Here is a 16211-nt window from a genome sequence, read left to right on the forward strand (position 1 = left end):
CTCATCCTGCCGATTTGAATATGCAGATTTGCACATTGCGTTGCACAATTCGTCATTTTCATCGCGCCGCCGTCAGCGATGATGAGCGAACTAACTAACGACTTCGACCTGATCAGCAGGAGAGCGCCGTGCAAACAGCCATCTCGAAAGCCACCACAGCAAGGTTGCGACGCGCGACCGAACTCGCTGTCGGCCCGCTGCTGCTGTTCGGCATCTGGTGGCTGGCCGCGCGTGGCGGCTGGGTCAACAAGGATCTGCTGCCCTCCCCGGTCGACACCCTTCGCGACACCGCTGCTGCGATCTGGTCCGGCAGCATGACCAAGGATTTCTGGCACACCATGGTCCGCGTCGCTTACTCGATCGCGATTGCGATCGTCGCGGGCGTACCGGTCGGCATCGTGCTCGGTGCCAAGGCAGCGGTGTATCGCTCGGTCGAATTCATCGTCGACTTCTTCCGCTCGACGCCGGCGACCGCGATGTTTCCGCTGTTTCTGCTCCTGTTCGGGCTCGGCGATCTCGCCAAGATCGCGGTGGCGGCATTCGCGGCATGGCTGGTGATCGTGTTCAATGTCGCCTACGGCGTGATGAATGCGCGGCAGACCCGCATCCTCGCCGCGCGTTCGATGGGCGCATCCTCGCTGCGGATCTTCCGCGACGTCATCTTCTTCGAGACCTTGCCGCAGACCTTCATCGGACTCCGCACGGCGGTGTCGCTGGCGCTGGTGGTGATCATCGTCGCCGAGATGTTCATCGGCGCCACCGACGGCATGGGCCACCGCATCATCGATGCGCAGATCTCCTACTCGCTCACCGACATGTACGGCTCGATCCTGATCGCCGGCGCGATGGGCTACGGCCTCAATCTGATCCTGCTGTTTATCGAGCGCTCGATCATCCACTGGTCGGGCAAATGATCCGCACCGCTGCCCTCGTTCACAAGGAGACGACGATGTCCAAATCATTCTTGCTGGCCGCCACGCTCACGGCTGCGCTCTCCACCGTCGGCGGCGCGCAGGCGGCCTGCGACAAGATGGACAAGGTCACTGCGGCCTGGCTGCCGATCATGCAGACCACCGCCTACTACGTCGCGCTCGATCAGAAGCTGTTCGAGAAGGCCTGCATCGAGATCGACTCCGCCAAGATGGAATCGCCGAACCAGATCATCGACGCGTTGATCGCCGGCCGCGCCGATTTCGGTCCGCCCGGCGCTGCCGCCGGCATCGCGATGATCGCGGAGTCGAAATTTCCCGGCAAGCTGAAGATCTTCGGGCTGCAGGGCGGCGGCATCAAGGTCGACCGCATCAATGACGGGCTGATCGTCAAGCCGGACAGCACCATCAAGAGCTTCGCCGATCTCAAGGGCAAGACGCTCGGCCATGTGCCCGGCATCCAGTGGCGGACGATCTCCCGCCACATGGTGAAGGCGGCGGGCCTCGATCCGGACAAGGACGTCAAGCTGGTCGACCTCGCGGTCGCGATGCAGGTGCCGGCGGTGGTCGGCGGCACGGCCGACGCCACGCTGTCGCTGGAGCCGGTCGGCTCGATCGCGGTCGCCTCCGGCAAGGCCAAGCGCGCGATGACCAATCCGGTCGCCAGCGTGATCGCCGACCCGTTCTATTCCGGCGCTTCGGTGATGACGACCAAGTTCATGACCGAGCGCCCCGACGTCGCCCGCCGCGTCGTTGCGGTGATCGACCAGGCCACCGACCTCGTCAACGCCGACTTCAACAAATACAAAGCGGTGCTGCCGGCCTACACGCCGATCAAGGCCGATCAGCTCGATCTGGTGGCGCAGCCTTACTTGCGCGGCTTCAAGGATCTCAACGACACCGACGTCAAATCCTATCAGGCGCTGGTCGACGTATTCGTTGCCGAAGGCGTGGTGCCGGGGCCGATCAACGTTCGCGAGAAGCTGCTGACCAAGGCGGATCTCGGCGAATGAGCCCGAGCAGCGTCCTCCAATTGCGTCCGGAGCCGATGACCGAGACTGCACCTATGCCCACCGCTGCGAAGCCAGGTCGGCAGGCGAAGATGACGATCCGCGGCCTGCGCAAGACCTTCAACGACGCTGTCATCTATGACGGCTTCGACCTGGACTTGCCGCTCGGCCAGTTCATCTCGGTGTTCGGTCCGAACGGCTGCGGCAAGAGCACGCTGATCAACATGATCTCGGGCTTGATGCCGATGGACGCCGGCGAGGTGCTGTACGATGGCCAGCGCATCAGCGAGACGCGGATCTCCTACGTATTCCAGAACTATCGCGAGGCGCTGTTTCCCTGGCTGAAGGCGATCGACAACATCCACTACCCACTCAAGGTGATGGGCGTGCCGCGCGCCGAGCGCAAGCGGCGGATCGAGAAGTTGCTGGCCGAATTCGAGATCCGGATCGATCTCAATGCCTATCCCTACACGCTGTCGGGCGGGCAGCAGCAGACGGTGTCGATCCTGCGCGCATTGGTGACCGAGCCGGAGGTGTTGTTCCTCGACGAGCCGTTCTCGGCGCTGGACTACGAGATGACGATGTCGATGCGCGAGCAGCTGCAGAAGATCTTCATGAAGACGAAGACCACGATGCTGCTGGTGTCGCACGACCTCGACGAGGCGATCGAGCAGGCCGACAAGCTGGTGCTGCTGACGCGGCGCCCGACCAAGGTCGCCGAGATCGTCGAGATCGGCCTGCCGTGGCCGCGCGACCGCGCCGTCACCACCGGCGATGCATTCATGGCGCTCAAGCGTCACTGCCTCGATCGCTTCTGGCAGGAAGTGAAGAAATGACGGGCGCCGGCTGAGCCGGGCCTGAAAGATCCGAACCACCCCTACAATCTGGAGACTGACATGACGAAGCGCCGGTTTCGCGCCGCTGCGGTGCAGACACTCGCCAAGTTGGGCGATTTCGACTTCAACATCGCGCTCGCGACGACTTACGTCGAGGACGCCGTCCGGCAGGGCGCCGAACTGATCGTGTTTCCGGAATGCATGGACACCGGCTATCTGTTCGACTCGCCCGAGCATTGCCGCGAACTCGCCGAGACGCTGACCGAGGGTCCGTTCGTCAAGGCGCTGTCGGCGCTGAGCCGCAAGCACGGCGTCTATATCGCCAGCGGCATCACCGAATGGGATCCGGCCAAAGAGAAGATCTTCAACACCGGCATCATGTTCGACCGCAAGGGCGAGGTCGCCTGCCACTATCACAAGCAATTCCTCGCCACGCACGACCAGAACTGGTTCGCGTTTGGCGAGCGCGGCTGTCCGGTGGTCGATACCGACCTCGGCAAGATCGGCCTGTTGATCTGCTTCGACGGCCGCATCCCGGAAATCTTCCGCTCGATGGCGATGCAGGGCGCCGAGGTGATCGTCGACATGGCGAACTTCTTTGCGATGGACCAGGCCGACATGTGGGGCCCGGCGCGCTCCTATGAGAACGGCGTGTGGCTGGTGGCCGCCACCAAGGCCGGCTATGAGCGCTCGATCTACTATCCGGGCGGCAGCATGATCGTCGATCCGAAGGGCCGCGTGCTCTCCAAGGTGCCGTACGACACCCATGGCCTATCGATCGCCACCATCGATCTCGACGCCGCTGCCGACAAGTCGATCTACACCGCCAACGACAAGATCGCCGACCGGCGCCCCGAGACCTACGGCATCATGGCGCTGCCCTATGAGAAGACCCCGGTCTATGGCGTTGCCGATCGTCCGCTGATCCCGTCGAAATCGGTGACCAAGGTGGCGGCGGTGCAAATGCACGTGACGCCCGAGTGCAGCGTGGCGGAGGTGCTCGACATGGTCGATCACACCGCCAAGCTCGGCGCCAAGGTGCTCACCCTGCCCGAATACGCGTTCAGTGCGCAGTACATCCTGACACCAGCGGAAGCGGCTGCGGCCGCCGATCAGGCCGCGGCGAACCTTGCCGCAGTGGCAAAGATCAGCGCGCGCTACGGCTGCCTGATCGCCGCGCCGATCGTCGAGCGTGCCGCTGCGGGGCTCTATGTGACCACCGTGCTGATCGGGCCGGACGGCAAGGAGATCGGGCGCTATCGCAAGACGCATCTCACCGCCGAGGAGCGCAAATGGGCGGTCGCCGGCTTCGACTATCCGGTGTTCGACACGGTGTTCGGCCGCATCGGCGTGATGTCCGGCTATGACGCGGTGTTTCCGGAAACCTCGCGCTGCCTCGCGATCGGCGCGGCCGACATCATTCTATGGCCGGCGGCGCTGCGCGAGCCGTTCGAGCGCGAACTGCTCGCTGTGCCGCGCGCCGAGGACAATCGGGTCGCGGTCGTGCTCGCCAACCGGGTCGACAGTCCCTACCCCGGCGGCAGCGTGGTGATCCCGCCGACCGGCTTCCCGCAGTGGGACATCAACATCGCGGCGCCGCGGGTCATGAAGCTCGGCGCGGTGATGCCCAAGCACATCGATCTGGCGGTCTGCCGGCAGAAGATGATGATCCCGAAGGTGGACATGTTTGCAAACCGGCTGGTGGAGACGTACGCTCCCATCGTCGCGGCGTAGTCCCGTTCGGTGGCTGTCCGGACACAAGCGGAAGGTCGGCACATCGGCGCCGGCCGTGCCGGGGAGACCGCAGCGGGCGTGGCGAAGACTCAGCGCACCATCAGGTACGACTGGAACGACGTCGTCTATTTCCTCGAAGTGGCGCGGCAGCGCAGTCTGGTCCGCGCCGCCGCCAAGCTGAAGGTCGACCACACCACCGTCAGCCGACGCGTCCGCGAGCTGGAGCGCAGCCTCAACTCGACGCTGTTCAAGCGCAGCAAGTCGGGCTTCACGCTGACCGAGATCGGCATGCGGCTGCTGCAATATGCCGAGGGCATGGAAAGCCAGGCGAACTCGATCGTCGAGGCGATCGGGACCGATACTGCGGACGCCGGCGGTGCGGTGCGGATCGCCGCGATGGAAGGGATCGGCAGCTTCTATCTCACGCGTTGCATCGCTGACTTCAACCGAATCTACCCGTCGATCCAGATCGAACTGATCACCGACACGCGGCTGCTCGACCTCAGCCGGCGCGAAGCGGATATCTTCGTCAGCTTCTTCCGGCCGCACGGAAAGAGACTGTCGATCAAGAAGGTCGGCGAATTCCGGATCTCGCTGTACGCGACGGATGCGTATTTCGGAGGCCGGAGCCCGCCAACGACGGTGAAGGATCTCGAAACCCACGCCTTCATCGATTTCATCGAGGACTACATCTACAGCAAGGAAAACCGCTGGCTGTCCGACGTGCTGCGGCCGCCGCATACGATCTTCCGCAGCACAAGCCTGGTGGCGCAGTCGATTGCCGTGTCGGCCGGCCAAGGGATCGCGATGCTGCCGTCCTACGTGGCGTCCGGCAATGCCGAGCTATTTCCGGTGATGCCCGAGCTGTTCACCACGCGCGACATCTGGCTGTCGGTCCACGAAGACCTGCTTCACGTCGCGCGGATCAAGGCGGTCACGACGTTTCTGGAAAAGCGGATCGAAGCCGACAAGGCGTTCCTGAACTCGGTGCAAAATCAGCGCAGTCGCCGCAAGCGGAATGGCTGAACTAAGCTCAGCTCGCGAACGTGCCGTTGCGATCGCTGAACAGATCGAGCGGAGTCGGCGTGCGGACTTCGGGAGTCCGAGGCAGATCCGGTAGCGCGGTCTGTGACGGAATCGTCGTCTGTGACGGCATGGCCGTCTGCGATGGAGAGGTCCACAGCGATTGCACCGCGGGCGATACAGGTTCGGCGCGGTCGCCGCCGAGGAACAGCGAACGGAACATCGGCTCGTTGCCGCGCTGCGACGTCGCGGTGCGCGTTGCGTCGCCGGCTTGTGCAGGCGTGACGTTGCGCACGTCTGGGAAGCTCGCCAGATACGCGGCGTTGTCGACCGGCACTTGCGGTGCGGCCGAAGCCAGCGTCACCGGCAGGCCGGCGACCGAGGCGATCGCGCTCTGCGTTGCGGGTGCATTGGCGGCCGCCTCGTAGCGCGTCGCGAGATTGGAATACACCTCGGAGACGCTGCGGGCGTTGCCGGAGCGATCGTAGAAGATCGACTGGTTGGCCGCAGCCGCCGAGGGAAACAGCGCGGCACCGGCGACGTTGGGCGTGTCGCTTGCGGCGTTGATCAGCTTGGCGGCGCCGGCCACGCCCATGAAGTGCGCCATGTAGAGTTCGGCGTCCGACGGGCGCCGGCCGATCTCGCCGGTGAGCTTGAAGCTGTTCGACTGCGTCAGCACCCCGGCCATCGCCGAGGACACCACCGGATCGTTGCGCAGATTCATGATCGCGGCGCGCGCCGACGGGTCGCTGACCGAATAGCTGCCCGAAGCCGAGCGGGTGATGGAATCGGCATATTGGCCGTAGCCGAGCTGCGCGCCGGCCTCCTTCACGGTGCCGAGCCAGGTCTGCTCGATGAACTGGAACAGGCCCTGGGCCGATGACGTGCTGGCCTGGGCGGTCGGATTGAAGTCCGACTCCATCTTGGCGGTGGCGAGCAGATACTGGAAGCTGGTGCCGGTGGCGCCGGCAGCCTGCTTGATCGCGCCGGCGACCTTGGTCCGCGCCGGATCGACGATCATCACCGCCGGATTTGAAATCTCGACCGTCATAGCCCCTGCCCGCTCTCCGCTGCGAGCGCCCTTCCGTCACCGGCGACCCTGCGGGATTATGGTTAACGCAGTATTAACGACCGAAACCCGATACAGCCTTTGACGCCCGCTTAACCTAAGATGGCTAGACTCATGCCAGTCCGCTCGGAGTTTGACCGGGGCGCAGAGTCATCGGGAGAAAGCCATGACCGCGATCACCAACTCCACCACCGCTGGGACCTCGGCCTTTTTGGCGAGCCAGACGCAGGCGGGCGCGATTCCATCCGCCACCGCATCGACGACATCGCAATCGGCCACCACCGCGGCCACGGGTGCGGTCGACACCGTCACGCTATCCGATCGCGCCAAGGCGATTCTCGACAAGGCCAAGGCCGACAAGGCCGCCACCGAACAGCTCGCGCTGTCGTTCGACGAGAGCCTGCAGAAGCGTACCGATGCCTTGACCGCCAAGCTCACCGACGCGTTCAAGAAATTGAACGTCAATCTCGACGACGCCGTCAGGCTGCAGGTCGACAAATTCGGCAACGTCACCGCCGAAGGGCCGTGGAAAGCGAAGATCGAGAAGTACTTCGCCGACAATCCTGATGTCGCCAAGGAGCTGAAGGAGATCGCCGGGCTGAACGCGCTGAAGGCGGCAAACACCGCGCTCGAGCTCTACAACAAGGAAAAGGGCGCCAGCGCCCCGGGCAGCAAGCAGCAGCAGAGCGCCTGGAGCAACTACAACACCCGCTCGATGAACATTCAGACGCTGTCGGGTGTGATCAGCCTGAAGGATGGCCAATTGCGATCGGCCGCGCTGGACTACATCGACAGCATCGCCGACCCGACCGGCGCGAATGCTGGCCCCGATCCGGTGCAGCAGCAGCGCGAGGTCACCAGCCGGCTGGCCTGATTCCGCAGGGCTATTTGCCGTAAACCTTGTCCGGGTCGAACTTGCGCTCGGCGTCGGTTTCGATCAGCACCGGCGCGCCGTCGCCGCCGCGGTCGATGCGGCGATAGAAGCAGGAGTGGCGGCCGGTGTGACAGGCGGCGCCCCCGGTCTGGTCGACCTTGACCCACACCGCGTCCTGATCGCAATCGACCCGCATCTCCAGCACCTTCTGGATGTGGCCGGAGGTCTCGCCCTTCTTCCACAGCCGCTTGCGCGAGCGGCTGTAGTACCAGGCCTCGCCGGTCTGGATGGTGCGGTCGAGCGCTTCGTCGTTCATAAACGCGACCATCAGCACGTCGCCGGTCCGCGCGTCGGTGGCGACGCAGGTGACGAGCCCGTGCGCGTCGAATTTCGGGCGCAGCACAACGCCTTCCTCGACATCATCGGGCGCAACGGGTGAAGAACTTGAACGCGATTCGCTGGACACGATTGAATTGCCTTGCAGGACTCGCGCGTTAGCCGCGGTCCCTGACCATCGACATGAACCGCGCCTGCTCCGCCGGATTGTCGCGGAACACGCCGGTGTAGCGGCTGGTGAAAGTGGTGGCGCCCTTCTTGGCGATACCCCGGACCGACATGCAGGTGTGCTCGGCTTCGAGCAGCACCGCGACGCCGCGCGGCTTCAGCACCTCGTCGATCGCGGCGGCAATCTGCGCGGTGAGATGCTCCTGGGTCTGCAGGCGGCGGGCGAAAATGTCGACCAGACGCGCCAGCTTCGACAGTCCGACCACCCGCTCCACCGGCGTATAGGCGATGTGCGCCTTGCCGTAGAACGGCATCACGTGGTGCTCGCAATGCGAGGTGAAGCTGATGTTGCGGACCAGGACGAAGTCGTCATAGCCGGCGGTTTCGCCGAAGGTGCGCTCCAGCACTTCCTTCGGGCACTGGTGATAGCCCTGGAACAGCTCGTCATAGGCTTCGACCACCCGGCGCGGGGTGTCGAGCAGGCCCTCCCGCTCGGTGTTCTCGCCGATATAGGACAGCAGCGTCTTCACCGCGGCTTCGGCCTCGGCGCGCGACGGGCGCGGCTGATCGGGCTGCACCGCGACTTCGAGGAACTCGGACGGATCGAGCTCGGCGGGCTGGAATTCGGGGCGGCCTTCGGCCGGCTTGGTGCCGCGGATCGGCTTGATTTTGGCGTCCATCTTCTCTCCGTTCGACCGGCCTTGTTGGGCCGGATGTGTCACCGGGCAGACGGGCGGACAACAGCCGGTCGTCTTGATCCCTTCGGCGAGCCCGGCCGGCCAAGTGTTTGACCGATTTCGGCTCGCGGCCTCCGCGCGGCGCAGTCAGCCGCACGGCGAGGCTTCATTTCGAAAGCCACGCTTCCTATATAAGACGGCAAGCCGGAACCGCCAAGGTCGCCGCCTCCGGGCGACCGGCGTGCCCAGCGCCGGCATCGGAATTCGCGGCATGCTCAACGACGTCTACAACAAGCGCATCATCGAACTGGCCGGCAATATTCCGCGGATCGGGCGGCTGGAGCATCCCGACGCCAGCGCCACCGCGCATTCCAAACTGTGCGGCTCGACCGTGACGATCGACCTCAAGATGGATGGCGACACCGTCACCGACTTCGCCCACATCGTCAAAGCCTGCGCGCTCGGCCAGGCCTCCTCGTCGATCATGGCGAGCCACGTGGTCGGCTCGACCGCCAGCGAACTCAAAGCGTTGCGCGAGACCGTGCGCAAGATGCTGAAAGAGAACGGCGCCCCGCCCGACGGCAAATGGGCCGACATCGCGATGCTCGAGCCGGTCCGCGACTACAAGGCCCGCCACGCCTCGACGCTGCTGACCTTCGACGCGGTGGTCGACGCGATCGGACAGATCGAAGCGCAAAACGACGGCGCCAAGGCGACGGCGTAGCCCTTCCCCCCGAGTCATTCCGGGGCGCGAGCGGAGCTCCCTCCGAGTCATTCCGGGGCACGCGCGCAGCGCGTGAACCCGGAATCTCGACTTTGTGAAAGACAACGCACAGCAATCTCGGGATTCCGGGTTCGCTCGCTGTCGCGAGCGCCCCGGAATGACGTTGCTTTGGTTCAGTGCCCCGGCTGTGCCGCAGCGGTGCCGCCGGTGGGGAGCGCTTCGGCGGTCTTGGTGGCGGCCGCCGGCTGCGGGGTGAAGCGGTCCTGGACCGGCTTCGGCTCGGCCGATGCCACGGTCTTGGCCGATGCACCGGCGAGGCCGGGCAACAGATCGGCGATCGCCTGGGTGGTGATCAGGTTGGTGTCACGCAGCTCCTGCCGCGACAGCTCATGCAGATCTTCCCACGGCGGCACGCTGAGGGCGAGCGACAGCAGATCGCCGGTGCCGCCCATTTCGAACGTAAACTTCGCCAGCCGGCCGATGTCCCGCTCGACGATCGACATGTCCTGCGCGGTGTAGCTGGCGGCACGGGCATCCTCGGCGCGGTCGCCCATCCAGATCTGATGAACCCGGACGTGGGCGCCTTCCGGCACATAGCGGGAATTGCCGGCGAGCAGCAGGAACACGCACATCGATTCACAGTAGGCACCGGGCTCGATCCGGGCGCGGCTGCCGAGCGGCGACGCCGACGGCACGCTGGTGCCGACCGTGGTGGCCAGCCCGAGCTTGCGCCAGCGCCGGCCGAGCGTGATGGCGTCGTTGACCGAGCCGCCGCTCGAATCCAGCACCACGGTGGCGCCGCCGAGCTTGCGCTCGCGGGCGAAATCCTCGAAATCCTTCGGGGTGTCGGTGGTGACAATGCCGATGGCGCTGATCCAGCCGCCGCAATCCGGATCGCAGGCGACCCAGCCGAACTTCATCGGCTGCCGCCGCGCTTCGAGACTGGCGGCGCCGGCCGTGACAGGAATGCTGCTGTCGGCTGCGAACCCGAGTAGAACGATGCCGAGCGCTGCGACCAGCCCCAGCGCCCCACCGTTCAGACAAGAAAGAACTGCGCGTCCCAACCTGGCTTCCTTCGCTCCGGCAGCAACTGCGTCACAAGTTCCAACGCGAATCTGTCACGTGTCTGTTACTTAACCGTTGTGAAAAAGCTAACTTTGATCAACCGCAAACACCACCGCGTTTTGCTGCGATGCGCTCAACAGCCCGCGAGTTTCGGGTGAAGTGTTGCGCAAATGTCGGCGCCTCGCGGTTCCCCGCAACGGAACCGCGCAAACCGCCGCTCATCGAAACGGCATCTGCTCATGCAACTACCAAGTCGCGAAACTGATTGGATCGCAGCGGTGCTGCGTCTGCCGCGGAACATCGGGCGCGGACTGATCTGGCTGTATCGTCACACGCTGTCGCCGCTGGTCGGGTACAACTGCCGGCATTATCCGACCTGCTCGATGTACGGGGACGAAGCGATCAGCAGGTTCGGACTGTGGGCCGGCGGTTGGATGACGCTGGCGCGGCTGTTGCGCTGCCAGCCGTGGGGCACGTCCGGGATCGATCTGGTTCCGCAAGTCCCGCCGCCCGGCGCACATTGGTATCTGCCGTGGCGCTACGCCCGCTGGCGCGGCGTCAACGCACCGCCGCCGGATGTCGCCGCGCCATGCGGCTGCGGCTCACATTCGTAGCTTACGCCGCACTGACACCGATGCGGCCGAGACCCGGCAGTTTGACCGCCGGCCGGCGCAGGTCGAGGCCGATGACGGCGCCGAGCACGTTGAGTTCGAGGCCCTCGATCCAACCGAGCGTCAGGCCGAGATAACCGCCGAGCGTCGCGCGGACACCGGTGCCGGACGGCGTCACGGCAACCCATCCGCCGTCCCACGGATAGTCCTTGCCGATCGCGGTCGGCGGCAGCGTGGTGCGCAGTTCCGGCACCGCCGCAATCACCGCAGCCACGAAGGTGTTGGAGTTCGGCCCCGGCCAGGCGCGATAGTCGCCGTACGCGGCGAGCTTATAGCCTTTCACCGCGGCCTCGATCTTCGGGATCATCGCCGCAGCGGCCTCGCCGTCGGCGGCCGCGATCAGTTGCGGCTCGTCGCCGAACCAGCGACCGTCGGCGACGAAGCCGTTGACGCGGATCGGCGTGCCCCACGCGGTGTAGTCGTAGCGGGTGTAGCGCGATGCGTTCGCCGGCTTCACCACGATCCAGCTGTGCACGGCGAAGATGCCGCGCCAGCGCACCGTACGCGCGGCAAACACCCGCACCACCGCATCGGGATTCTGCGCCGCCGGCGGCAGCAGCCCGGCGCTGGAACGGTCGGCGCTCTGCCAGTCGACGCTGCGATCGCCCAGCCAGTATTTTCCGGCCGACACGGCGATCGGCACGATCAGCAACAACAACAGGATCAGCACAAAACGTCTCACGTGGGGATAGTCAATGCGAAGGAGGATACCGAACAATATAGACGGCACCCCTGCGCTCGCTAGAACCGATCACGCGGACGTGCAGGAACGGCGCGTTGTTAGCAGCGCCGAGAGGATCACCACACTGCCGCTGCGAGCGCCGCGATCAGTGCGGGCGGTGTCACCACCAGGCCGAGCTTGAGGAACCGCCAGGCGGTGACTTCGATCTGGTTCCGGCGCAGCACCACCAGCCACAGGATGGTGGCGAGCGAACCGGTGACCGAGAAGTTCGGTCCCAGGTCGACGCCGATCAGCAGCGCCGCGATGGTCTCGCGCGGCAGGTGATTGTCGGCCGCGACCGAGCCGGCGACGAGGCCGACCGGCAGGTTGTTGCCGATGTTGCAGGCGATCGCGGTGACGATGCCGGCCGCCCACGAACCGAGCCGCGGCGCATCCGCCACCGCCTCGCGCAGCAGGCCGCCGAGCGCGCCGATCACGCCGGTGCGGCTCAGCGCCTCGACCATCACGAACAAGCCTGCGACCAGCGGCACCACGCTCCACGACACGCCCTTCAGCACTGGAACCGGCGACTGCCGGGCGACCGCCAACACCACCGCCGTGGTGACGAGGCCGCACACGAAGGTCGGCAGCCCGAGCGCGACATCGAGCGCCGAAGCCGTCAACAGCACGATCGCGATCGCGCCGATGCCGACCGCGGCGAGCTTGCCGCCGCGCGACAGATGCGGCGTCTCGACTCGCATCTCGATCCTCTGCGCGGCGAGCGAACGGCGCAGCGCCAGACGCAGCACCAGATAGGTCGCGACGATCGCCGCCAGCGACGGCAGCGTGAATTGCTGCAGCCAGCCGCCGAGATGCGGCATGTGCTCGCCGAACACCACCAGGTTGGCGGGGTTGGAGATCGGCAGCACGAAGCTCGCCGCATTGGCGATGAAGGCGCAGACGAACAGATACGGCAGCGGCGCAGCACCCGCCGCGCGCGTCGCCGCATACACCGCCGGCGTCAGCACGATCGCGGTGGCGTCGTTCGAGAGCAGCGCCGTCACGAACACGCCGACCACATACACCAACAGGAACAGCCGCTGCGGCGAACCGTGTGCGTGCTGGACCGCGAACGCCGCGAGATAATCGAACAGCCCCTCGCGCTGAGCCAGTTCGGCGATCAGCATCATGCCGATCAGAAACAGATACACGTCGATGCCGTTGCGCACGCCGGCGAGCGCGTCCTGCCATGACAGCAAACCGAGCACGACTAGCGCCACCGCGCCCGCGACCGCCCATACCGCTTCGGGCCAGCGCAGCGGCCGAATGATCACCCCTGCGGTGGCGAGGGCGACGATACTCCAGGTCAGAACAGGATCGTGGGAGAGCATGAAACTTGGCATTGCGAAGTGGAACATCAAGCTGAAGGAAGCGGAACTAATCGATAAGCGATGATGCTGCGATTGTCTCTATCGGTACGGTTGCAGTCCCTGCAGGCAGCGCGCGACAATATAGTCCTTGTATGACAGGGGCAGATGCTATACGGTTTAGTTATTCGATTAGCCGCTGTGCCTTTCTGAATGCGCCCGCGGGCTCCTTCCCAAAGTCATCGATTAGTTGAAACGTCACGTGCCACGTTGGCGCGGACGATGTGCTTTGGAGAATGGAAATGACGACTGGTACCGTAAAGTGGTTCAACGGCCAAAAGGGTTTTGGCTTCATCGCGCCGAACGACGGCGGCAACGACGTGTTCGTGCACATCAGCGCGGTTGAGCGCGCCGGGCTGTCCGGCCTCGCCGAAGGCCAGCAGGTCTCGTTCGAGGTGAAGGTTGACAGAATGCGCGGCAAGAGCAGCGCGGAAAATCTCGCGCTGGCTTGATCCGGCGTCTCCGTTTCACGGATGTACTGAAACGGCAGATGGGCCCGTTCGATCCCTGCGATCGAGCGGGTTTTGCCGCGCGTGCCGAAGGAGACGGATATGACTGACAAGAAGACTACCACTCCCTCCCCGACCAGCATCGAACGGGCTCGCCGCAAGGCGCTCGAACAGCAGGAAGGTGCGCAGCGGATGGCGGAGGTCGCGCGCGAAGGCGTCGCGCTTCGCAAGAACATGGAGCGGCTGCGCGCGCTGCGGCTCGCCCGCGAGGCTGAACAGGCCGCTGCGGCGGCTTCGGCAGATCCATCGGCGGCCACGCCGAAGAAGCGGGCGCGCAAGACGTCCGTAAGCTGACGGGTGCGGAGTGCTGCTTGCGCGGTCCCGGCTGGAGACGACGATGGCGACCGCCGACGATTTCAAGCTGATCCGCGATATTCAGACCAACGGCGGCCGCCGCCAGGTGTTCGGCGCGCGCGAGCAGAAGCCGTTCGAAAACCTCGTCGAGCTTGGCTGGCTGAAGCGCTCCTCGGTCGATCCCCGATCGACGCATTATCAGATCACCGAGCGCGGCACTGCCGCTGCGCTCAGAAGCTGACGCAGCTCGGCCGCACCGAGATCATCACCGCCTGCTGCTTGAAGCGCTGCTTATAGGCGTCGGCGATGGCGCTCAGCGCCGCGCGCTTGGCCGGATCGTCGGCGAACACCAGCGTCACCAGCTTGGCCTTTTCCCGGACGATGTGGCCGCGCTCGCTGTCGCGCCACTGCCCGACGCTATCCACCACCGTCAGCCCATCCGGAAACCGCGGCGTGATTTCTTCCGCGGTGAAGCGCTTGAACTCGGCATCGCTGACGCCGAGCCGGTCGCCGATATTGCGGCCGAATGCCAGCTCGGCACTCAGCATCGGCTGCGATGGCGGCAGGCACGCCGGCGTCGGCAGCGCCGCACAGCCGCCGAGCGACGTCGCAGCTAGGCAGGCTATCAGCAGCCGTGTCAGGACCGGCTTGCGCATCGTCTCACCCTCGTCGCAGCGTCTTCAGATAAGCGCATAGCATATCGCCGACCGCATCCGCATAGGCGGTGATCTCGGCCGCCGTGCGCGGGCGGCTCGAGAAGTCTTTGCCAAGCGCCGCGATCGTGCGGCTGATCAGCTCCGCCGCCCGCAGGCGCGCGGCCTCGGAGCTGTTCGGCGCCGCCTCGTGCAGGAATGCCGCCATGGTGCCGTCCATCGCCTTGCGGGCCGCACGGGCTTCCGGCGCGTCGCGATACAAAGGCGCAGCATCATCGAGCGCGCCGCGCACCTCGGCTTCATCGCATTCGGATCGGATGAAGGCATGCACCAGCCGCCGCAGCCGCTGCGGCGGCGGATCGCGGCGATCCTCGAGGATGTCGCGCAGCATCTCGGAGGTCTGCCGCCACTCGTCGCTCTGAAGCCGGAACAGGATCGCGGCCTTGTTGGGGAAGTACTGATACAGCGAGCCGACACTGACGCCGGCCTTGTCGGCGACCCGCGCGGTGGTGAAGCGCTGCGCGCCCTCCTTCGCCAAAACCTGAACAGCCGCCTCCAGAATGGCCGCGACCAGCTCGGTCGAGCGCGCTTGCTGCGGCTGTTTTCGCGAGGAAATTGAGCCACTTCGGCGTTCGGCCATCGGCGCCTCGGGGAATGCGATTAGCGAATGCGAATATTTATTCGTATTTCTGAGGACGCGCAACATCGCGCTGATCACTCCCTTTTGGAGTTCGCCATGACCACCCTCACCACCTCACCGCTGGCCCCGCTGCTGACGCGGCTGTTCGACGAAGCCGAGGCCACACAGCCGCAGCTCGATCAGCTAGCACCCGACACGATGCGGCTGATGCGTAGCAAGACCGACTACGCGACGCTGTATGGCCGGTTGAAAGACTACGCCCTCGCGGTGTCGCCCGAGACCGGCGTGCTGCTCTACATGCTGGCGCGAGGCTGCCGCGCCCGGAGCATCGTCGAGTTCGGAACCTCGTTCGGCATTTCGACGCTGCATCTGGCCGCAGCGCTGCGCGACAATGGCGGCGGCCGGCTGATCACCACCGAGTTCGAGCACGCCAAGCTGGTCCGCGCCGAGGCCAATCTCGAAGCCGGCGATCTCGCCGATCTCGTCGAATTCCGCGAAGGCGATGCGCTGCAGACCCTCAGCAAGGATCTGCCCGACCGCATCGACCTGGTGCTGCTCGACGGCGCCAAGGCGCTGTATGCGGATATTCTCGACCGGCTCGAAAGCCGGCTGTCGCCCGGCGCGCTGATCGTCGCCGACAACGCCGATCACTGCCCGGACTATCTCGCCCGGGTGCGCGATTCGGCGAACGGTTATCTGTCGGTGCCCTTCGCCGCCGATGTCGAGCTGTCGATGCGGCTCGGCTGATACTTCCGACGGGGCGCACGCCCCGCGGTCTGCCGCCGGCAGCGCCGGCCGTAAGCGTTCAACGTCAATCAACGCACGTCCCGATCCATCGCGGTCGGCGTGCGCTGATGACGCCGCCGATCGCGGATCAGCCTGGAGGTTCCCATGGCCGTCCGTTCGATCGA

20 protein-coding genes are annotated in these 16211 nt (G+C 65.3%); 12 read left to right on the top strand and 8 right to left on the bottom strand.

The genetic code is table 11. The annotated features are described in order from the left end of the window. Positions 1-128 precede the first annotated feature (128 nt). The 5 genes from RPPS3_RS17380 (at position 129) to RPPS3_RS17400 (ending at position 5535) form a co-directional block, all read left to right on the top strand. Complete coding sequence (locus RPPS3_RS17380) at positions 129-914, top strand: ABC transporter permease (protein ID WP_107345181.1); 786 nt, start codon at positions 129-131, stop codon at positions 912-914. Positions 915-949: 35 nt separating this feature from the next. Continuing rightward, the gene (locus tag RPPS3_RS17385) at positions 950-1942 is read left to right on the top strand and encodes an ABC transporter substrate-binding protein (protein ID WP_107346661.1); all 993 of its coding nucleotides are present in this window, start codon (positions 950-952) and stop codon (positions 1940-1942) included. 53 nt (positions 1943-1995) lie between these two features. Beyond that, positions 1996-2775 (top strand): ABC transporter ATP-binding protein, encoded by a 780-nt coding sequence (locus tag RPPS3_RS17390; RefSeq protein ID WP_234819982.1) that lies wholly within the window; start codon positions 1996-1998, stop codon positions 2773-2775. A gap of 60 nt (positions 2776-2835) precedes the next feature. Then, positions 2836-4509 (top strand): carbon-nitrogen hydrolase family protein, encoded by a 1674-nt coding sequence (locus tag RPPS3_RS17395; protein ID WP_107345183.1) that lies wholly within the window; start codon positions 2836-2838, stop codon positions 4507-4509. A 78-nt stretch (positions 4510-4587) separates the two neighbouring features. Next, positions 4588-5535, top strand: coding sequence for a LysR family transcriptional regulator (locus tag RPPS3_RS17400; protein WP_107345184.1), 948 nt, complete (start codon positions 4588-4590; stop codon positions 5533-5535). Positions 5536-5542: 7 nt separating this feature from the next. Here the strand turns inward: RPPS3_RS17400 and RPPS3_RS17405 are convergent, their stop codons facing one another. After that, on the bottom strand, positions 5543-6583 hold the full coding sequence (locus RPPS3_RS17405; RefSeq protein WP_107345185.1) for a transglycosylase SLT domain-containing protein: 1041 nt from the start codon (positions 6581-6583) through the stop codon (positions 5543-5545). A 184-nt stretch (positions 6584-6767) separates the two neighbouring features. Here RPPS3_RS17405 and RPPS3_RS17410 point away from each other — a divergent pair, with 184 nt between their 5' ends. After that, positions 6768-7475, top strand: coding sequence for a hypothetical protein (locus tag RPPS3_RS17410; protein ID WP_107345186.1), 708 nt, complete (start codon positions 6768-6770; stop codon positions 7473-7475). Positions 7476-7485: 10 nt separating this feature from the next. On the opposite strand, the gene hisI is transcribed toward RPPS3_RS17410, so the two are convergent. Beyond that, on the bottom strand, positions 7486-7941 hold the full coding sequence (hisI, locus tag RPPS3_RS17415; RefSeq protein WP_107345187.1) for a phosphoribosyl-AMP cyclohydrolase: 456 nt from the start codon (positions 7939-7941) through the stop codon (positions 7486-7488). Between the two features lie 28 nt (positions 7942-7969). Continuing rightward, positions 7970-8659, bottom strand: coding sequence for a GTP cyclohydrolase I FolE (gene folE, locus RPPS3_RS17420; protein WP_107345188.1), 690 nt, complete (start codon positions 8657-8659; stop codon positions 7970-7972). Positions 8660-8927: 268 nt separating this feature from the next. On the opposite strand from folE, the gene RPPS3_RS17425 reads away from it, so the two are divergent. Beyond that, positions 8928-9380 carry an iron-sulfur cluster assembly scaffold protein gene (locus RPPS3_RS17425; RefSeq protein WP_012496819.1) on the top strand — a complete coding sequence of 151 codons (453 nt, stop codon included), beginning with the start codon at positions 8928-8930 and terminating at the stop codon, positions 9378-9380. A gap of 173 nt (positions 9381-9553) precedes the next feature. On the opposite strand, the gene RPPS3_RS17430 is transcribed toward RPPS3_RS17425, so the two are convergent. Next, on the bottom strand, positions 9554-10444 hold the full coding sequence (locus RPPS3_RS17430) for a hypothetical protein (RefSeq protein WP_107345189.1): 891 nt from the start codon (positions 10442-10444) through the stop codon (positions 9554-9556). 240 nt (positions 10445-10684) lie between these two features. Between RPPS3_RS17430 and yidD the strand changes: the two genes are divergently transcribed. Then, complete coding sequence (gene yidD, locus RPPS3_RS17435) at positions 10685-11059, top strand: membrane protein insertion efficiency factor YidD (RefSeq protein WP_107345190.1); 375 nt, start codon at positions 10685-10687, stop codon at positions 11057-11059. A gap of 1 nt (position 11060) precedes the next feature. On the opposite strand, the gene RPPS3_RS17440 is transcribed toward yidD, so the two are convergent. Together RPPS3_RS17440 and RPPS3_RS17445 are read right to left on the bottom strand one after the other, a co-directional pair. Next, positions 11061-11798 carry a DUF3750 domain-containing protein gene (locus tag RPPS3_RS17440; RefSeq protein ID WP_234819983.1) on the bottom strand — a complete coding sequence of 246 codons (738 nt, stop codon included), beginning with the start codon at positions 11796-11798 and terminating at the stop codon, positions 11061-11063. A gap of 116 nt (positions 11799-11914) precedes the next feature. Next, positions 11915-13168, bottom strand: a complete 1254-nt coding sequence (locus tag RPPS3_RS17445) for an arsenic transporter (RefSeq protein WP_107345192.1) — start codon at positions 13166-13168, stop codon at positions 11915-11917. A 278-nt stretch (positions 13169-13446) separates the two neighbouring features. On the opposite strand from RPPS3_RS17445, the gene RPPS3_RS17450 reads away from it, so the two are divergent. The 3 genes from RPPS3_RS17450 to RPPS3_RS17460 all read left to right on the top strand — a co-directional run bounded on the left by RPPS3_RS17450 (position 13447) and on the right by RPPS3_RS17460 (position 14248). Continuing rightward, complete coding sequence (locus RPPS3_RS17450) at positions 13447-13656, top strand: cold-shock protein (RefSeq protein WP_107346662.1); 210 nt, start codon at positions 13447-13449, stop codon at positions 13654-13656. A gap of 99 nt (positions 13657-13755) precedes the next feature. Then, the gene (locus RPPS3_RS17455) at positions 13756-14007 is read left to right on the top strand and encodes a transcriptional regulator (protein ID WP_107346663.1); all 252 of its coding nucleotides are present in this window, start codon (positions 13756-13758) and stop codon (positions 14005-14007) included. Between the two features lie 43 nt (positions 14008-14050). Next, positions 14051-14248: a TenA/THI-4 family protein gene (locus RPPS3_RS17460; RefSeq protein ID WP_107345193.1), complete on the top strand. Its 198-nt coding sequence runs from the start codon at positions 14051-14053 to the stop codon at positions 14246-14248. Here the strand turns inward: RPPS3_RS17460 and RPPS3_RS17465 are convergent. Together RPPS3_RS17465 and RPPS3_RS17470 are read right to left on the bottom strand one after the other, a co-directional pair. Continuing rightward, positions 14238-14663: a DUF3574 domain-containing protein gene (locus RPPS3_RS17465; protein ID WP_107345194.1), complete on the bottom strand. Its 426-nt coding sequence runs from the start codon at positions 14661-14663 to the stop codon at positions 14238-14240. The two genes, RPPS3_RS17460 and RPPS3_RS17465, sit on opposite strands and share 11 nt — an antisense overlap. A gap of 4 nt (positions 14664-14667) precedes the next feature. Next, a complete protein-coding gene (locus RPPS3_RS17470) occupies positions 14668-15300 on the bottom strand; it encodes a TetR family transcriptional regulator (protein WP_107345195.1) in 633 nt (210 codons plus the stop codon). A 96-nt stretch (positions 15301-15396) separates the two neighbouring features. On the opposite strand from RPPS3_RS17470, the gene RPPS3_RS17475 reads away from it, so the two are divergent. Beyond that, on the top strand, positions 15397-16047 hold the full coding sequence (locus RPPS3_RS17475) for an O-methyltransferase (protein WP_107346664.1): 651 nt from the start codon (positions 15397-15399) through the stop codon (positions 16045-16047). Positions 16048-16211: the final 164 nt, after the last annotated feature.

It is taken from the genome of Rhodopseudomonas palustris, from assembly GCF_003031265.1.
Classification (GTDB): Bacteria; Pseudomonadota; Alphaproteobacteria; order Rhizobiales; family Xanthobacteraceae; genus Rhodopseudomonas; species Rhodopseudomonas palustris_H.